12 protein-coding genes are annotated in these 16914 nt (G+C 70.9%); 4 read left to right on the top strand and 8 right to left on the bottom strand.

Going from position 1 to position 16914, the window contains the following annotated elements; all coding sequences use genetic code 11:
- Positions 1 to 163: 163 nt before the first annotated feature.
- Complete coding sequence (locus Ahu01nite_RS51305) at positions 164 to 1345, bottom strand: cellulose binding domain-containing protein (protein WP_203835697.1); 1182 nt, start codon at positions 1343 to 1345, stop codon at positions 164 to 166.
- 155 nt (positions 1346 to 1500) lie between these two features.
- On the opposite strand from Ahu01nite_RS51305, the gene Ahu01nite_RS07575 reads away from it, so the two are divergent.
- The 3 genes from Ahu01nite_RS07575 (at position 1501) to Ahu01nite_RS07565 (ending at position 6221) form a co-directional block, all read left to right on the top strand.
- A complete protein-coding gene (locus Ahu01nite_RS07575; protein ID WP_203835696.1) occupies positions 1501 to 3303 on the top strand; it encodes a rhamnogalacturonan lyase in 1803 nt (600 codons plus the stop codon).
- A 72-nt stretch (positions 3304 to 3375) separates the two neighbouring features.
- Positions 3376 to 5679: an ATP-binding cassette domain-containing protein gene (locus Ahu01nite_RS07570; protein WP_203835695.1), complete on the top strand. Its 2304-nt coding sequence runs from the start codon at positions 3376 to 3378 to the stop codon at positions 5677 to 5679.
- 5 nt (positions 5680 to 5684) lie between these two features.
- The gene (locus tag Ahu01nite_RS07565) at positions 5685 to 6221 is read left to right on the top strand and encodes a DUF3592 domain-containing protein (protein WP_203835694.1); all 537 of its coding nucleotides are present in this window, start codon (positions 5685 to 5687) and stop codon (positions 6219 to 6221) included.
- Positions 6222 to 6808: 587 nt separating this feature from the next.
- On the opposite strand, the gene Ahu01nite_RS07560 is transcribed toward Ahu01nite_RS07565, so the two are convergent.
- Positions 6809 to 7186 carry a hypothetical protein gene (locus Ahu01nite_RS07560; protein WP_203835693.1) on the bottom strand — a complete coding sequence of 126 codons (378 nt, stop codon included), beginning with the start codon at positions 7184 to 7186 and terminating at the stop codon, positions 6809 to 6811.
- 187 nt (positions 7187 to 7373) lie between these two features.
- On the opposite strand from Ahu01nite_RS07560, the gene Ahu01nite_RS07555 reads away from it, so the two are divergent.
- Positions 7374 to 7526, top strand: a complete 153-nt coding sequence (locus tag Ahu01nite_RS07555) for a hypothetical protein (protein ID WP_203835692.1) — start codon at positions 7374 to 7376, stop codon at positions 7524 to 7526.
- A 94-nt stretch (positions 7527 to 7620) separates the two neighbouring features.
- Here Ahu01nite_RS07555 and Ahu01nite_RS07550 read toward each other — a convergent pair whose 3' ends face one another.
- From Ahu01nite_RS07550 to Ahu01nite_RS07525, 6 genes are read right to left on the bottom strand one after another with little or no spacing between them, the layout of a single operon-like run.
- Positions 7621 to 10674: an NACHT domain-containing protein gene (locus tag Ahu01nite_RS07550; RefSeq protein ID WP_203835691.1), complete on the bottom strand. Its 3054-nt coding sequence runs from the start codon at positions 10672 to 10674 to the stop codon at positions 7621 to 7623.
- Between the two features lie 15 nt (positions 10675 to 10689).
- Complete coding sequence (locus tag Ahu01nite_RS07545) at positions 10690 to 11220, bottom strand: endonuclease V (RefSeq protein ID WP_438874760.1); 531 nt, start codon at positions 11218 to 11220, stop codon at positions 10690 to 10692.
- Positions 11217 to 11927 (bottom strand): alpha/beta fold hydrolase, encoded by a 711-nt coding sequence (locus tag Ahu01nite_RS07540; RefSeq protein ID WP_203835689.1) that lies wholly within the window; start codon positions 11925 to 11927, stop codon positions 11217 to 11219. The genes Ahu01nite_RS07545 and Ahu01nite_RS07540 overlap by 4 nt, the downstream gene beginning before the upstream one ends.
- A gap of 8 nt (positions 11928 to 11935) precedes the next feature.
- Positions 11936 to 12832 carry an alpha/beta hydrolase gene (locus Ahu01nite_RS07535; protein ID WP_203835688.1) on the bottom strand — a complete coding sequence of 299 codons (897 nt, stop codon included), beginning with the start codon at positions 12830 to 12832 and terminating at the stop codon, positions 11936 to 11938.
- Between the two features lie 50 nt (positions 12833 to 12882).
- On the bottom strand, positions 12883 to 15579 hold the full coding sequence (locus tag Ahu01nite_RS07530; protein WP_203835687.1) for a helix-turn-helix transcriptional regulator: 2697 nt from the start codon (positions 15577 to 15579) through the stop codon (positions 12883 to 12885).
- Positions 15576 to 16853 carry an alpha/beta hydrolase gene (locus tag Ahu01nite_RS07525; RefSeq protein ID WP_203835686.1) on the bottom strand — a complete coding sequence of 426 codons (1278 nt, stop codon included), beginning with the start codon at positions 16851 to 16853 and terminating at the stop codon, positions 15576 to 15578. The genes Ahu01nite_RS07530 and Ahu01nite_RS07525 overlap by 4 nt, the downstream gene beginning before the upstream one ends.
- Between the last annotated feature and the right edge of the window lie 61 nt (positions 16854 to 16914).

The raw sequence follows: 16914 nt of genomic DNA, 5'->3' as shown, positions 1-16914 counted from the left end.
CCCGTGACGCCGTGACGCCCGTGACGCCCGTGACGCCGTGATGCCGTGATGCCGTGACGCCCGTGACGCCGTGACGCCCGTGATGCCGGGGTGGCCGTGACGCCGGGGTGGCCGTGACGCCCGGGATGCCGTGGCGGCACCCCGGGCGGGTGGAGCGGCAGGGTCAGCGGGTGATGGCGGCGGCGACCGCGGGGTACCACTTGTTGGCGATCTTGACGTTGCCCGCGTCGCCGGGGTGGACGCCGTCGTAGGTGTCGGTGGCCGTGTCGAAGCCGGTCCACTGGTCGACCACCGTGATCGGGGAGGCCGTGGTGGTGAGGGACGCCGCCCAGGCCGGGATGGCGGCGTTGAGGGTGACGACGCGCTGGGCGCATTCGGTGCAGCTGGACGGGTTCATGGGGATGATCTGCGCGACGATGATCTTCATGGCGGGGTTCTGGGTGCGCATCTGGCCGACGAGCTTGGTGAAGGCCGTCAGGATGGTCGCGGCGGGGATGTTGCTCCAGACGTCGTTGGTGCCGAAGTGCATCAGGACGACGTCGGGGGAGCTCGCCGAGAGCCACGCCGGGAGCTGGTTCTGGTCGGCGACGTTGGTGGCGAGGAAACCGCCGTGGCCTTCGTTCTCGCCGTCGTAGGTGAAGCCGCAGCCCTGGGCCGGCAGCGTACCCACGAAGTCGACCTGGGCGGCCGGGAGTTTCTGCCAGAGCAGGGCCCGCCAGCAGCCGGGGGAGCCGGTGATCGAGTCACCCAGCGCCATGATCTTGACCGGCTGCCCCGCAGGCGGGGGTGTCGTGGTCGGCGGCGTGGTGGTCGGCGGCGTCGTGGTGGGGGGTGTCGTGGTCGGCGGAGTGCTGGTCGGTGGGCTCGTGGGGACGCTTCCCGTGCACGTGGTGCCGTTCAGCGAGAAGGATGCCGGGGTGGCGCCGGTGCCCGAGCCGTTGAAGCCGAATGACGTGGTCGCGTTGGTGGCCAGGGCGCCGTTCCAGGCAGCGTTGCGGACCGTGACGGCCGCGCCCGACTGGGTGGCCACACCGTTCCAGAGCTGGGTGATCGTCTGGCCCGAGGGGAAGGCGAACGCGAGGGACCACGCGGTGACCGGGTCGCCCAGGTTGGTGATCGAGACGGACGCGCCGAAGCCGCCGGGCCACTGGCTGGTCGTCGCGTAGTCGACGCGGCAACCGGCTGCTGCCTGCGCGGGTCCGGCAGTCGTGACAACGGCCGTCGCGGTCGCGGCAGTCAGCAGGCCGAGCGCAGCCAGCAGGGCGGGACCGGTCCGCAGGGCGCGGGCGGTGCGCAAAGCGGCGGTGCGCAAAGCGGCGGTGCGCGGGTTCTTCCGTGGGGTCATGGGGGTCCTCCCGGACGAGGGGAAATTGACCGCATCATGGCATGGGAGCGCTTCCAAAACAATTTCTCGATCATTACGGCATCTTGACACGGAGATTAATGGGCGTCAGTGTGGGAGCGCTCCCGTACAATCACGTACGTCAATGTGAGGTGACCATGCCCAAGACATCGGCGGTGGCCGTGGCGGTCCTCGGCGCGAGCTTCCTGATAGCCCCGGTGGCCCACGCGCAAGCAGCCCGATCCGCGGATGCCCCGGCCCAGCTGTTCGCCAAGCAGATCGAGAACCTGGACCGCGGCCTGGTCAGCGTCCGTTCCGGCACCGGAAACCTCGTGACCTGGCGGCTGCTGGCGACCGATCCCGCGGGCGTGGGCTTCAACGTCTACCGCGGGACCACGAAGGTCACCGCGTCGCCGGTCACCGCGTCGACGAACTACCTCGACGCGGGCGCCGCGGCCGGCTCCGCGTACACAGTGCGGGCTGTGATCGGGGGTGTCGAACAGGCAGCCTCGGGGGCGTCGCTCAATTTCGCGAACGGCTATCTGGACGTACCGATCCAGAATCCCAACAGCTCGCTCTACGCGGCGAACGACGCGAGCGTCGGCGATCTCGACGGGGACGGCAAGCTCGACCTCGTGCTCAAGTGGGATCCGCTGAACTCCAAGGACAATTCGCAGTCCGGGGTCACCGACCCCGTCTACGTCGACGGTTACAAGCTCGACGGGACCAGGTTGTGGCGGATCAATCTGGGGCGCAACATCCGGGCGGGGGCGCATTACACCCAGTTCCAGGTGTACGACTACGACGGCGACGGTGACGCGGAGATCGCCATGAAGACCGCCGACGCGACAGTCTCGGGCACCGGGCAGGTCATCGGCTCCGCGAGCGCGGACTACCGCAACTCCAGCGGATACATCCTCACCGGGCCGGAATTCCTGACCGTGTTCGACGGGCGCAACGGCGCGGCGCTGTCGACCGTGGACTACGTGCCGCCGCGCGGGACCGTCTCGTCGTGGGGCGACTCGTATGGTAACCGCGTCGACAGGTTCCTCGCCGGCACCGCGTATCTCGACGGGTCGCGGCCCAGCATCATCATGGCCCGCGGCTACTACACCCGCAGCGTCGTGGTCGCGTGGGACTTCCGCAACGGGACGCTGACCCGGCGCTGGACGTTCGACAGCAGCAGCTCCACGAACTCCGGCACGGCGGGGCAGGGCAACCACCAGCTGTCGATCGCGGACGTGGACGCCGACGGCAAGGACGAGATCATCTACGGCGCGCTGGCGATCGACGACAACGGCGCGAAGCTGTGGAACACCGGGCTCGGGCACGGCGACGCGATGCACGTCGGCGATCTCGACCCGTCGCGCCCCGGGCTGGAGGAGTTCAAGGTCGACGAGGACTCCAGCAAACCGTCGTCGTGGTTCGCGGACGCGCGTACCGGTCAGATCATCTGGTCGACCCCCGCCAACGGTGACAACGGCCGTGGGGTCTCCGGCGACATCTGGGCGGGCAGCGCCGGCGCCGAGTCCTGGTCCGCGGCGGCCGACGGCGTGCGCAGCCCCTCCGGTGCCGTGGTGGCCAGTCGCAAGCCCGGCTCGACGAACTTCCTGGCCTGGTGGGACGGCGACCCGGTGCGCGAGCTGCTCGACGCCACGCACATCGACAAGTACGGCACGAGCGCCGACACGAGGCTGCTGACGGCGTCCGGCGTCCACTCGAACAACGGGACCAAGTCCACACCGTCACTCTCCGGTGATCTGCTCGGTGACTGGCGTGAGGAAGTGATCTGGCCGACAACCGACAACACGGCGCTGCGGATCTACTCGACGCCGATCCAGACGGACCGGCGGATCACGACGCTGCTCCAGGACACCCAGTACCGCACGGCTCTGGCCTGGCAGAACACCGCTTACAACCAGCCGCCGCACCCGAGCTTCTTCATCGGCAACGGTATGTAGGCCCCGGGCGGGGAGAGGGGCGGCGTGCCACCCGCACGCCGCCCCTTGCCGGGCACTGACAAGATGCTCGCCATGGCGATGCCGCTCTATGTAACCGTGTCCGGCGCGGACCAGTTGATGTTCCCCGGCGACGGCCGCGTCGTCGTCGGCCGCGACCCCCACTGCACGGTCGTCCTCGGCGACAACGGGGTCTCCCGCGAACACTGCCACTTCGAGCTGCGCGGCCACCAGTGGACCGTGGTCGACACCAGCCGCAACGGGACGTACCTCGGCTCCGAGCGGATCACCGCGCTCGCCCTGCGGCCCGGCACCCCGACCGTCCTGCGCCTCGGCAACTTCGACGCCGGGCCGGTCCTGACCGTGCACGCGGGTGACCCCGGTGACGAGGGCGCGGAGCCGACCTCCCTGGCCATGGCCCCCATCACCGTCGCGGCACCCGAAGCGGTCCGCGAGCAGTACCCCTTCCCGGGCCGCCCGCTCACGATCGGCCGCCAGCCGGACAACGACGTGATCGTCGACGACCTGCTCGTGTCGCGCTACCACGCCACGGTCGCGGTGGCGCAGCCCGGCGTCGCGCTGGTCACCGATCTCGGCGGCCGCAACGGCACGTTCGTCAACGGCCACCCCGTGCACCGCTCGTCGCTGCTGCCCGGCGACCGGCTCACCATCGGCCGTTCCACGTTCAGCTTCGACGGCGTCGGCGCGCTGCGGGAGCACGGCGAGGCACCGGAGACGTCGCTCGCCGCGCAGAACCTCACCGTCCGGTACGGCGAGACCCGCGTCATCTCCGACATCACGTTCTCGGTGCCGCCGGGCTCGCTGATCGCGATCATCGGTCCCAGCGGTGCCGGCAAGTCCACCCTGCTGCGCGCCCTGACCGGCGCCCGGGCCGCCGACGAGGGCCACGTCTACGTCGACGGCATCGACCTGTACCCGTCCTACGACGAGGTGCGCCACCGCATCGGCCTGGTCCCGCAGGAGGACGTCCTGCACGATCAACTGCAATTGGTCCAGGCCCTGCGTTATGCGGCGGCTCTGCGTCTGCCCGACGACGTGCCTTCCTCGGTACGCGACCAGCGCGTCGACGAGGTCCTCACCCAGCTCGACCTCACCAAGCAGCGCGACCTGCCGATCCACAGCCTCTCCGGCGGCCAGCGCAAACGGGCCTCCGTCGCGATGGAGCTGCTCACCGAGCCGTCCCTGCTCTACCTCGACGAACCCACCTCCGGCCTCGACCCGCTGCTCGACCGCGAGGTGATGCGCCAGCTCCGCAGCCTCGCCGACCGCGGCCGCACCGTCGTGGTCGTCACCCACAGCACCCTGCACCTCGACGCCTGCCACAGCGTCCTCGCCCTGGCCCGCGGCGGCCGCGTCGCCTACTTCGGCCCGCCCGCCGGCCTGCTCGACCACTTCGGCGCTCGCGACTACGCCGACGCGTTCAGCGCGCTCAGCGAGGAAGCCACCGAGTGGGCCGGCCTGCACTCGCTCACGGTCCAGCAGAAGACCCGCGAACGCTTCGGTCAGGCAGCGTCCCCCGCCCCGCCCAAGCAGGGCATGCTGCGCCAGACCGGCCTGCTCATGCATCGCGCGACGACGCTGCTGCTGGCCGACCGCCGGCAGTGGATGATGCTCGTCGGCCTCCCGTTCGTCCTGGCCGCCGTGGTGCAGACCGCCCCACCCGAGGCGAGCCTGCGCTGGGAACCGGGCCCACCCCAGACCGGCGCGGCGACGCTGCTGGTCATCCTGGTGCTCGGAGCCGCCTTCATGGGCATGGCCGGCAGCATCCGCGAACTCGTCGCCGAACGCCCCATCTACCAGCGCGAATGGGCGATCGGACTGCGCTCCGGCGCGTACCTCGGCTCGAAGATCGCCGTGAGCGCGATCATCTGCGTCCTGCAAGCGATCGTCCTGGGCCTGCTGGGTCTCCTCGGCCGTGACCTCCCCGCCTCGGGAGTCATCCTCGCGAGCCCCCGCCTCGAACTGATCGTGGTCCTCGCCCTGACCGCGTTCACCGCCGCGATGGCCGGCCTGCTCGCCAGCGCCCTCGCCCAGCGCGCCGAACACACCATGTCCATCCTGGTCGTCGCCATCATGGCCCAGCTCGTCCTCAGCGGTGGCCTCTACAGCATCGGCGGCCGCCCGTGGCTGCAGGCCCTCGCCCTGTTCAGCCCGACCCGCTGGGGTTTCGCTTCCGGAGCCGTCACGGTCGACCTGCGCACATTCCACATCCTGCTGCCCACCGACGGCCTGTGGACGTACACGGTGGGGGCCTGGTGGTTCGCGATGGGCGCGCTCGCGACATTGGGCCTGGCCTACATCGTGACCACCCGCATCATCCTGCGCCTGCAGGAACAGCGCCCGAAACGAAAGGGCTGAGTTCGTTGTTCGGAAGAGGTACACGCGCGGCCACCGGCGGCGCCCTGATCGTCGAAGGCCTCGCCGGCATCGACACGCCCGGCCGTAAGCGAGCGGGGCTGTTCGGCTCCCTGGCGATCCTCGCGATCGGCCTGATCTTCGTCGCCGCCGGCTGGTTCTGGCACAGCCAGCACGTCCCGTTCCCCGGCGGCGGCACCGCCACAGGCACGATCACCGGCGCCGAACGAAGCCGCAACAACGACAACCACACGATGTACGCAAAGGTCTACACCTTCACCACCGCCGAGGGCCGCGAGGTCACGGTCACGGAGCCGGAAACCAGCAGCACCCGCCCCGAGCGGGGCAAACAGGTCACGGTCTCCTACCGCCCGAACGACCCGGAAGCCGCCCGCATCGTCCCGGAGCACGACTGGCTGCCTTACGCCATCATCGCCATCGGCGCCCTGGTCGCGGTGATCGGCCTGATCACCTTCCTCATCCGCCTCACCACCCTCATCACCGGCATCGTCTTGCTCGCCAGCTCCGCCCGCCGCCGCAACTGAGCCAACCGCGACTGAGCTGACCGCGACGGAGCTGACGGCGACCGAGCTGACCGCGACCGGCGGTAGGAGGGCTGTGGAATTTTCTGCGACTTTTGCGCCCTGCCGGATTGTCGATGATTGTTTGACGCGGCGGACAACACGGGGTGTCACCGTGGTGGGTGATGCACTGAATCCCGATAGGCACTCTCGTGGCGGCGCACTCGAAGCACGGCGGGATTCCGTATGACGAACCGCAGTGGACGGTGACGCCATGTTTTGCATTCGTGGGAACCGGCCGAAGGTCATCCGCCTTGGGTTCAGATATGCGCTTTCATTGCGCTGAATCCCTGAATGGCGCAATGAAAGTGAGCGCCGGTTGTCAAGCGCACGCTAATCATGCCTCAGCTTATTGGGAGGGTTATTCAGGGCCTGCCTTGAGCTGCAGATCGCCCCAGGTGGACGGCCTGATCTCCCCGTCCTGAACGTTCCTCCCTGAATGCACGGCTCACCCATGGCCGTCGATGACGATTTCGGCCGTTGTGCGTGAGGCTCGAAGAAGATTCTCCTGTGTGGATGCGTGGCGTCATCGGTGTGGTGTCCCGAGCGGGTCAGGTGTTGGTGGGCAAGCAGGCGGCTGCGTACTTCACCTGCCAGCGGTTGATGAAACGGGTCCAGTCGAACAGGTCACCGGCGGCACGCCTGCGGTCACGCTCGGCGTCGGCGTCAGCGTCGGCCTGCGTGGTGTTCGCTGCCCGGAACAAAGCACGAGCTGCCTCGATCCACCTGAGGTTGCCGTCCGGTGTCCGCGCCTCGGGGGAGTCGCGTCGCAGCCGGGCGGTATGGCCCAAGGCTTTCCCGAACGCGCGCCGGACCCGGTGCTCACGGCGGAACACTTCGGTTGCCGCGGAGTAGTTCCGGCGCCGTGTGGGGTCACGTAGCCACGCCAATTCGACTGCCGTGAAAATTTCCAGCTGCGCGTATTCCATCCCTTGATGCTTCTCGGGGAGTCGCATGATCGGAAGGCGTAGGCGTGCCTTTGTCGGGTTGAGATAGATCATAGGGGCGTGAATGGCAGATGGTGAGTATTAAGTAGGTTGGAAAATGGTGGCGACCATTGTCAGACTGTGACTGTGCTCCGAACGGCAGAGACAGGGAGGCTCATTCAGTGAGGGCATGGAATCCACAGTAGCGATCAGGAATCCGCCCACCGGGAACTCCAAAACCTGGCGCATCCTGCACACCGACTACTGCCGGCCCCTGAAAACCTTCCCCGAAACTATCAGCACCGTCATCGCACGCCACTTCTACAAGATCGCCTGTGAATAACCCTCAAGGTATAGGTTTTGGACGAGGTAACTGACTGTGAGAATCGTGGCTGTCAGGTTCAGGACGATGACCGGAATCTGAGCGTCCGCCGGGGTCAGAGAGTTCGGGCGTCGCGCAGGTCTCCCAGCCCCGGTGTGTCGTCAGGCAGCCCGGCCAAGCATGCGACGACGAGGCCGGGGTCGCCGTGGCCGTGCCTGATGATCCCGTCCACCAGCCGGACCACGTCGGGCGGGGACAGGCGGTGGGCGTCGCGGGTCAGGGAGCGCAGGATCGCCTCGGTGACCGGCCCGCGGGCCCCGAGATCCGGTGACTGCTGGGCGAAGCGGGACGCTGTCCTGAGGGCCCGCTCGTAGGCCTCGAGCAGGGTGTGGGGATCGTCGGCCAGCGTGGAGGACAACCACATCCGGATGAGGCTGGCCGCGACCGATTCCGTCTCGCCTGCGTCCTGGAAGACGAAGGTCAGAATGCTATGCGGCAGCCGCTCCAGCAATGGCCCGAGCGCGTTGCGGAACGCGTCGTCGGAGAGCGCCCCACTGAGCCGCATCGAGTTCAGTGCTGGTCCGAGCTCGAAGTAGTTGCTGATGACGCTGCCGGCATCCCAGGTTGCCACCTCGGAGTCCGGGGCGAAGTTGTGGGACCACAGCGGACCGCCGTCGTGTTCCTCGTCGGGGTTGAGGATGAGGTCGCGGCGGGAATCATCGGTCCATTCGCGGGACACGGTGATGGTGGCGACGGTGTCCATGAAGACGCCGCTGGGGACGGCCGCGCGCCATTGCAGGGACGTGTCGCGGAGCCAAGCGGCAGGATCCTTGGCGTGCTGGAAGAGCTCCGACGCGGGGAGCGGGCCGCCGCAGGCCAGGGTGAGCAGCATCAGGTTGAACGAATAGGTCGCCATCCAGTGGTCGATGCGTTTGTCGACGGGCTGGTAGCGGCGTTCGGTGTATTGGGGGCGGGTGACCGCCGTGCGCAGCCGATCCACGAGCCATTCCCGGGTGGGCAAAGGGTCGGTGTCGCGGAGGAGTTCGGTGATGAAGGGCAGGATCGTGGCGCGGGTGGTGAGCGGGGTGAAGCCGAGCAACGATTGGAGCAGGTCGTCGTCGTTGGCCGGGCCCAGGTGGAGGCTGCGGGCCTGGGAGCGCGCCGCGGCGTCCCGGACTGCCTGGACCACGAGGCGGGCGATGAGGTATTCGCCGAAGGTGGCGTGCAGGAATTCGTACGTCTGCAGGGTGCGGTCGTCCTGCCTGGCCTGGGCTCGCTGGATGAAGAAGAAGCGGCCGACCATCTCCTGGCCGGCGGTGAGCGGCGTGCGGAAGTCCTCGGTGCGGGCGGGAGTGGCGGGGTGCAGGCCCAGGCCGGCGAGGTCGCGGTCGAGTTCTTCCGTGGTGGCCCAGAGGCGGAGGCGGTGGAACATGGCGAAGGCGACGACCGAGAGGCGCAGGAGTTCGGCGTCGACGAGGGCGGGCAGGTGGGATTCGGCTACGCCAGGATGCAGGCGGCGGACCTCGCGGCGGGCGAATTCGCTGAGGAGGCGTTCGTACAGTTGGCCGGTGCCGAGGTTTTCTTCGGCTGGCAACCGGTGGCCGCTGGCGTCGTAGAGGGCGAGCATCAGCAGCAGTAGCGGCTGGGCGGCGAGGTCGGGGAAGCGGTGCAGGGCGGCGAGGGGGACCGGGCGGCGGTCCGGGTTGATGCCGTTCCAGATTTCGAGCCAGCGGGCTACCTGGGCGTCGTCGAAGGCTTCGAGGCGGACGGCGAGGGCGCCGGTGGGGAGGCGGGCGCGGTCGGCCACGGCGACGCGGCTGGTGACCATGACGGCGACCGGGCGGCCCAGGGTGGACTCGCGTTCCTGGAAGGCCGCCACGCGGTGGAGATAGTCGGACTGGTGGATGCCGGTGACCTGGAGGAGCTCGTCGAAGCCGTCGAGCAGCAGGACGGGCATCGCGCCGTCGGCGTCGCGGGTGAGGTCGGCCCAGGAGACGGTTTCGCCGATGGTCGTACGCAACGCCTGCTCGATCTGGTCCTGGATCTCCGCTTCCGCGCGCACGTCGCGCAGGGCGACCCGGACGACCAGGTAGTCGGCGGCGGGCAGGCGGGCGGCGAGGATCCGGGTGAGCGACGACTTGCCCGCGCCGGGATGCCCGAGCAGGACCATCGGCGCCTCGGCGGCCTGGGGGGTGGTCAGGTAGGTAGCCAGGAACCCGGCGAAGTCGCCACGCGGATCGGCGGTGTCCCACCAGCTCTCCTCGGCGGGCCGGGCTCCCGGGCCGGCGGGCCGCACCCGGAAACGCGGATCTATGTACGCCGTGGCGAGGCTGGGGATCAGTACGTCCCCCGCGTCGCCGCCCAGGATCGGCCGGTCCAGCACCGCACGGTACGCCGTGGCGAGCGCCGCCCGTTGCCGCTGCGGCCCGCGCGGCGAGGTGATCTCGTGCAACGCCGCTTCGAGGGCTTCCAGGCCGCGCGCGGTGGCCCGGTCCTCCAGCTGCCGCAGCCAGAACCCGAACTCCGGGATCTCCAGCGCGAGCCGCCGCACGGACTCGTCGTACCGCGCGGCGGCACGCTCGGGCAGCCGTTCCAGCGACTGGGCCACCGTCCGCTGGGTGGTCTCGTCGGCGTCGGCGAGGATGGCCAGTCCGTTGAGGAACACCTGGGCCTTCGTCCTCGTCAGGGCGAACCACGCCGTCAGCTCGGCGAGCAGCTGGTCGTAGCCTCGCTCGGGCGCCGGGACGGGGATCGGGGAGTCCTTCAGGAAACCGACGAGGTTGGTGGCGGCCATGGGCGAGGAGACGACGCCGCTCAGGCGTAGCTGCTCGTCGCGGGTGAACTCGGGGGAGCCCAGTCCGGCTTCGGTGAGGCAGGCGTCGAGGGCCTCGAAGAACGCGGTGACGACGAGGACGCCGTGGGCGGCCTGCAGGCGTACGGTGCGGTCGTAACGGCCCAGGCCGCGTACTGAATCGGAGAGTTTGGCGGCCACCTGGTGGCCGAGCCGGATCGCCTCGGCCTTGGCGTCGAAGAGGCTGAGCGCGACGTCGCTGCCGCCCGCGGTTGCCACGCTGAGCGCGCCGCCGAGCAGGTTGTCGGCGATCGTGATCAGGGGGCCGGAACCGCCCAGCAGCTTGACGGCGTCGGTGTAGGTCAACCCTTTCGGCACGCACCCACTATGGACTCAGTCGCGGCCACGGGCCAAACTGTCGACCCGTTTGAGGGCGTCTGGGAAGCGGTAGGGCCCGGCCATCGCCGTGACCAGGGCGGCGGCGTCTGCCAGGTCGTAACCGGCGGCCGTCACGAACAGCGGTTTGGTCGTCGCCGTGCCGCGCAGGACCGGCACGGCGTGTGTCGCCGCGTGGAATTCGGTCTTGGCGACGCCGATCACCGGCAGGCCGGTCGCGTCGCGGACGTGGGCGCCGAGGCCCGGGGTGCCGGCCGGGTCCAGGTCGACGTAGCCGTCGACGATCAGCAGGTCCACCGGGGACGTGGTGGCGAGCACCGCGGCCAGCGCCGGGAGCTCGCGCAGGTAGAACTGGCCGGGCTGGTAGTCCGCGACGGTGTCCCGCCAGGCGGTGCGCTCCTCCACCAGGTCGTCGAACCGGGTGGAGGAGGACACCACGAGAGCCGCACGGGCGCCACCGGCCGGCGGGTAGTGCACGTCGACTGCCCCGAAGCGATGTGTCACCGGGACAGTGTGCCCAAGCCTCAGGCGTCGATCGAGGCGAGGGCTTCCTTGATGAGGTCGGCCACCTCACGCGGGTGCGAGAGCATGACGAGGTGGGAGGAGTCGATCTCGATGGCCTTCACGCCGGCCCGGTTGTAGCCGAACCGCTCGACGTCCGGGTTGATGGTGTGGTCGGAGCTGGAGACGATGCCCCACGCGGGCTTGGTCTTCCACGCGGCGACGGGGGCGGGCTCGGCGAACGCGGCACCGGCGAGGGGGCGCTGCGAGACGGCGAGGATCCGGGACAGGGCGGGGTCCACGTCGGCCGCGAAGATGTGCGGGAACTTCTCCACGTCGACGGAGACGTCGGTGCCGTCCTCGCCGCCCGGGTTCGGGAACGGGGTGTAGACCAGCGCCGCGGCGAGGTCGGAGTCGGGGAAGCCGCCCTGCAGCTGGCCGAGGCTCTCGCCCTCGTCGAGGGCGTACCCGGCGAGGTAGACCAGGCCCTTCACGTTCTCCTCGGCGCCGGCGACGGTGATGACCGCGCCGCCGTACGAGTGGCCCACCAGCAGGACCGGGCCGTTGATGCTGCGCACGACCGAGGCGACGTAGGCGGCGTCGCCGACGAGGCTGCGGTTCGGGACGGCCGGGGCGACGACGGGGATTCCCGCGTCGAGCAGTTCCGGGATGAGAGCGGCGTAGCTTGACGCGTCGGCGAAGGCGCCGTGCACGAGTACGACAGTGGTGGACATGGTGCTCCTTACGAGAGGGCGTCGGCCAGGAAGCGGCCGGCCTGAACGGTTGCCGAGCGGGCCGCGTGGGTGTCGCGGAGCGCGTCGGCGGTGACGAAGTCGTGGATGGTGCCCTGATAGCGCACGGCGGTCACGGGTACGCCGGCGCTGCGCAACTTGGCCGCGTACGCCTCGCCCTCGTCGCGCAGCACGTCGGCCTCGGCGACGATGATCAGCGCCGGGGGCAGACCGGCGAGCTGCTCCGCGGTGGCGCGCAACGGTGAGCACGTGATCTCCGCGCGGGCGGCGTCGCCCGGGGCGTACCGGTCCCAGAACCGGCGCATGGCGTCGCGGGTCAGCCCGTGGCCGGTGGCGAACTCGCCGTACGAACCGGTCCCGAACGCCGCGTCCGTGACCGGGTAGAACAGCACCTGCGCGGCGAGCGTCGGCCCGGACCGCTGCTTGGCCATCAGCGTGACCGCGGCCGCCATCGCGCCGCCCGCCGAGTCACCCGCGATCGCGATGCGTGCCGGGTCGAGGCCGTGCCCGCCGCCGTGCGCCGCGACCCATTCGAGCGCGGCGTAACACTCCTCGACGGCGACCGGGTAGCGGGCCTCGGGGGAGGGGGTGTGACAGACGAACACCACCGCGGCGCGGGCCCGGCCGCCCAGCTCACGGACCAGCCGATCATGGGTACGCGCATCGCCGGACACCCAGCCCTCGCCGTGCAGGTAGACGATCACGGGCAGGATCGCGCCGGCGTCGTCCGGGCGTACGAGGCGGATCTGGACCGCGCCTGAAGGCCCGCCCGCGACCGTGAATTCCTCGACGCCCTTGTCGGGGATCGACCGGCGCCCCTGCTCGACGCGAGTCTCCTCGGCGAACCGCGCCGCCGCCGGCTCGAGCACCGGCTTGGCGTCCTGCATGCTGGGTCCTTCGCTTGACCGTTGATGTCAGCGAAATCCTCGCGGGCCGGCTACCGCCCCGTCGTCCGTCGAACGACTGCAGGGTCCAGAACCGCCGGCAGCTGCGCCCGGCGACTGATCCCGAGAATGGGGTACGCCCTGCTCAGGTGCGTTCCCACGGTGCGTGCCGACAACCCCAGCCGGGCCGCGATCTGCGGGTTCGTCAGCCCCTGCGCGGCGAGCTGCGCCACCTGACGCTGCTGCGGGGTGAGATGGTCGGCGGGCGTCGTCCCCCGCGGCGGCGGTGAGGCGGCGGCGAGCTCCGCCCCGGCCCGGTCCCGCCACGAGGTCAGCCCGGCCCCGTCGAAGACATCCCGCGCCGCGCTCAGCAACGGACGGGACTCCGCCGGCCGGTGCCGCCGGCGCAACCACTGCGCGTAGTCCATCCGGGCGAGCGCCCGCTCGAACCCCCACTGATCACTGCCCGGGTCCGCCAGCGACAACCGGAAGAACGTCTCCGCCTCCGCCCCCGGCCCGGCCAGCAACGCCCGGGCCCTGTTCCAGATCGCCGTCGTCCGCACCGAGCGCAGCGCCCGCACCCGGGGCCCGGCCGCCGCCACGATCGGCGCGACCTCCCCCTCGCGCCCCAGCACGACCGCCACCTGCGCAAGATCGGCCAGAGCCAGATCCGAAACCCGGAAATGCAGAGGATGACCGTACGCGTCAAAGCTGCGCCGAAGCCGGTGGAACGCCAGCCCGTACTGCCCCCCGATCCCCGCGGTGAGCCCCTGCGCCCGATCGAGCCGCAACTCGTACAACGCGTGCCGCGACGGCACCAACGCCTCCCGGGCCTGCCGGAACAGCTCGTCGTGCCCGGCGTCCCCGCGCAGCACGGCAACCGACGCGAGGGTGGCCAGCGCCCCGGCCCGCACATCCCCGAAAACGTCACCGCCGTGCTCGCGACCGGCGGTCACGTCCAGCACCTCCGCCGCACACCGACGGGCCTCTTCGAGGTCACCGGCGTCGAAGTGCGCCCACGCCAGCCCCCCGAGCGCCACCGGATGATGCACACCGGTCACGGGCGCCAGCTCGTACGCCCGCCGCAGCTGAACCAGGGCCAGCGCCGTCTCGTGCCGCGCCTGCGCCATCGTGCCGAGGGCCACCGCCCGCGGGTACGGCCCGGTCCTGTCCGTCCTGCCGGGCCGCTCGGGCTCGTGCAGGGCGCGCTGGGCGACTCCGCCGCGGTCCTCGTCCTCGACGATCGCCCGGCCCCAGACCTTCATGAACTCCGAGGCCATCGGCAGCTCGTCGCGCACGGCCCGGCGGGACTGCTCGTCACCGCGCAACCAGACCGCACGCAGCCGCATCGGCAGGTCGGAAGGGTTGTCTGCCGGCATCCGGCGGCCCCAGGCCGCATCCCCCGCGAGGTACGCGTGCCTGGCCGCGCGATCGTGGCGCTGTTGTGCCGCTTCCGGGCCGGCACTGCGCGCTGCCGCCATGGACAGCGCGTAGGTCGCCGCCCTCAGCCGGCCCGCGCGGCTCAGCTCGTTCCCGGCGTGCTCGAGAATCGCCGCGCTGCGGTCATCGGCCGAGGGATCCGCGCGAGCGGTATGCCAAGCCCACGCCGCGGTGCCGTCGGCGATCACGCTGCCCGGGGCGTGCCCTGTGGGGGTGGTGGCTGTGCGGGCGGGGTCTGGCTTTGCGGGGTCTGGCCCTGTGGGGTCTGGCCCTGCGGGGTCTGGCTTTGCGGGGTCTGGCTTTGCGGGGGCGGGCGTTGTCGGGGCGGGGCGGGGGAGGAGGGCGGCGAGCTGGTGGCGGGCGTCGCGGCTCTGGGCGAGGCCGGCGCGTTCGATGACCGCGGCGCGGATGACGGGGTGGGTGAAGCGGTGCCGGGGGCCCGGGCGCAGCACGCCGTCGGCGACCAGCCAGGACCACACGTCGGGCAGGACCAGGACGTTGAGCGCGGCGGTGACCCGCGGCCCCGGCGTCTCGGTCGCGAACGCCGCCAGCAGGGCCGCCCGCAGCCGGACCGGATCGAGCCCGTCGACCATCGGCGCCAGGGCCCGGCGCAGACGCAGCGGCACCGGCAACTCGGTGCTCGTGGCGTCGAGCTCGGACTCGGGCGGCAGGGCGCGGGCCAGCTCGGTGAGCGCGAGCGGATTCCCGGCGGCCTGGGCGAGCACCAGCCGGGCACCGGCATGCCCCCGGATCCCCGGCAGCCCGGCGAGCAACCGCTCAGACTCGGCATGACTGAGGCGGTCCACCCCGACCGTACGCATCGGCGGGCAGGCCGGCGCACTGACCGAACTGGCCAGCACCGCAATCCGGTCCTGCCCGGTGAGCGCCGCACGCGACAACTCGTCGAGCCGGTCCAGGTCATCGACGCAGAACAGATACCGCGAGCCGTCCAGCAACCGCCGAGCCAGCGAACAGACCGCCGCGTGCAACGGCACCGGCGCGGCATCGGGCCCATCAACGCCGAAGAGCCGCGCAAACGCCGCGGACTCCGCAGCCGGCAACCCCCGGACCTCCCCCTCCACCGGCGTCAGCAACCGCTGCAACCCAGCCCCGGGCAGCGCCTCATCCCCGGCCAGCGCCCTGGTAGCCAGCACCCGCACCCCACCAGCCGCATGCCGCCGCACCGCCTCAGCCAGCACCGCCGACCGCCCCGTCCCCCTGGCCCCCCGCACCAGTACGGACTCACCCCCACCGAGCAGCCCGGCCACGGCGTCCAAGGGCTCAGCCCGCCCCACCAGCGCCACGTTCACGCCGCCCCCGGCCCACGCTCGGCGCCCGGGCCCCTGCTGCGGGCAACTGCCGCGACCCCGGCCACACCGGGTGCGGGTCGAGCCTCATCGGGGGCAGGCGGCAATCCGGCGACATCGGGTGCGGGCCGAGCCTCATCGGGGGCAGGCGGCAATCCGGCGACATCGGGTGCGGGCCGAGACCCGGCCAGACCGGGCGCGGGCCGAGGCCCGGCGGAGGGCAACGGGTCCCCGGCAGCCCGCAATCCGGCGGAAGGCTGAGGCTGAAGTCGAGGCTGAGCCTGAGCCTGAGCCTGAGGCTGAGCCTGAGGCTGAAGTTCAGGTTCAGGTTCAGGCTGCGGGGCGGGTGCGAATGCGGTGCTCAGGTGGTCGATCATCTGGCCGAGGACGGCGGTCGCGGCGGGGGTCCAGCGGAGGGCGTCGAGGACGGCGAAGTCGTGCACAGTGCCGAGGTAGCGGACGGCGGTGACGGCGACTCCCGATGCGCGCAGGCGGGCGCCGAAGCGTTCGGCGCGGTCGCGGGTGACGTCGGCCTCGGCGGTGATCAGGAGGGCCGGTGGGAGGCCGTGCAGATCTGTCGCGGCGAGGGGGTCCGCTGCTGGGTCCGCGCGGGGTGAGTACTCCTGCCAGAGGCGCTGGACGTCGGCCAGGCGGAGGGCGGCGCCGGTGGCGAACTCGGTTGCCGAGGGGTCGTCGGGTAGTGGGCGGCCGAGCGGGTAGAGCAGCACCTGGGTGCGCAGGGGCGGGTGACCGTGCGCGACGGCGTCCCGGTCGGTGAGGGCGACGGCGAGGGCCATCGTGGCGCCGGCGCAGTCGCCGACCAGGGCGATCCTGGTGAGGTCGCCGGTGGCGGGCAGGCCGTTCGCGCGGATCCAGGCGAGCGTTGCCGTCAGCTGCTCGACCGCGCCCGGGTGGCGGGCCTCGGGGACGCGGACGTAGTCGGGGACGACCACGATCGCGCCGGTTTCGCAGGACAGGGCCACGGCGAGACGGTGGTGGGTGTCGTAGCCGCCGACGATCCAGCCGCCGCCGTGGGCGTACATGATGATGGGTGGTGGTCCTGATCCGGCCGTGAGTGGCACGAGCACATGGACCCGCAACGGGCCCCGGGGGGTCGGGATCGTCACCTCGTGGCGGGTGACGCCGGGCGGATCATCCGGTGGAGCCTGCATCAGGTCGAGGGCGAGCCGCGCGTCGTGCGGGCCGATCGCGTAGAGATAGGGCGGATGCAGGGCGCCGACCACCAGCCGCCGGGCCGCCTCATCCAACTCAGTCACTCGCACCACAATGATTGTGCCGCGCCCACCTGTCGTCCGTTAGTCGACTGCATCACTGCTT

The sequence above is a fragment of the Winogradskya humida genome, assembly GCF_016862215.1.
Classification (GTDB): Bacteria; Actinomycetota; Actinomycetes; order Mycobacteriales; family Micromonosporaceae; genus Actinoplanes; species Actinoplanes humidus.
This window is presented reverse-complemented; position numbering and strand designations above follow the sequence as displayed.

Excerpts from the sequence above, each read along its gene's own strand:
- Ahu01nite_RS51305 (WP_203835697.1), bottom strand. The coding sequence starts at position 1,345 with ATGACCCCACGGAAGAACCCGCGCACCGCCGCTTTGCGCACCGCCGCT.
- Ahu01nite_RS07575 (WP_203835696.1), top strand. The coding sequence starts at position 1,501 with ATGCCCAAGACATCGGCGGTGGCCGTGGCGGTCCTCGGCGCGAGCTTC.
- Ahu01nite_RS07570 (WP_203835695.1), top strand. The coding sequence starts at position 3,376 with ATGGCGATGCCGCTCTATGTAACCGTGTCCGGCGCGGACCAGTTGATG.
- Ahu01nite_RS07560 (WP_203835693.1), bottom strand. The coding sequence starts at position 7,186 with ATGGAATACGCGCAGCTGGAAATTTTCACGGCAGTCGAATTGGCGTGG.
- Ahu01nite_RS07555 (WP_203835692.1), top strand. The coding sequence starts at position 7,374 with ATGGAATCCACAGTAGCGATCAGGAATCCGCCCACCGGGAACTCCAAA.
- Ahu01nite_RS07540 (WP_203835689.1), bottom strand. The coding sequence starts at position 11,927 with ATGTCCACCACTGTCGTACTCGTGCACGGCGCCTTCGCCGACGCGTCA.
- Ahu01nite_RS07535 (WP_203835688.1), bottom strand. The coding sequence starts at position 12,832 with ATGCAGGACGCCAAGCCGGTGCTCGAGCCGGCGGCGGCGCGGTTCGCC.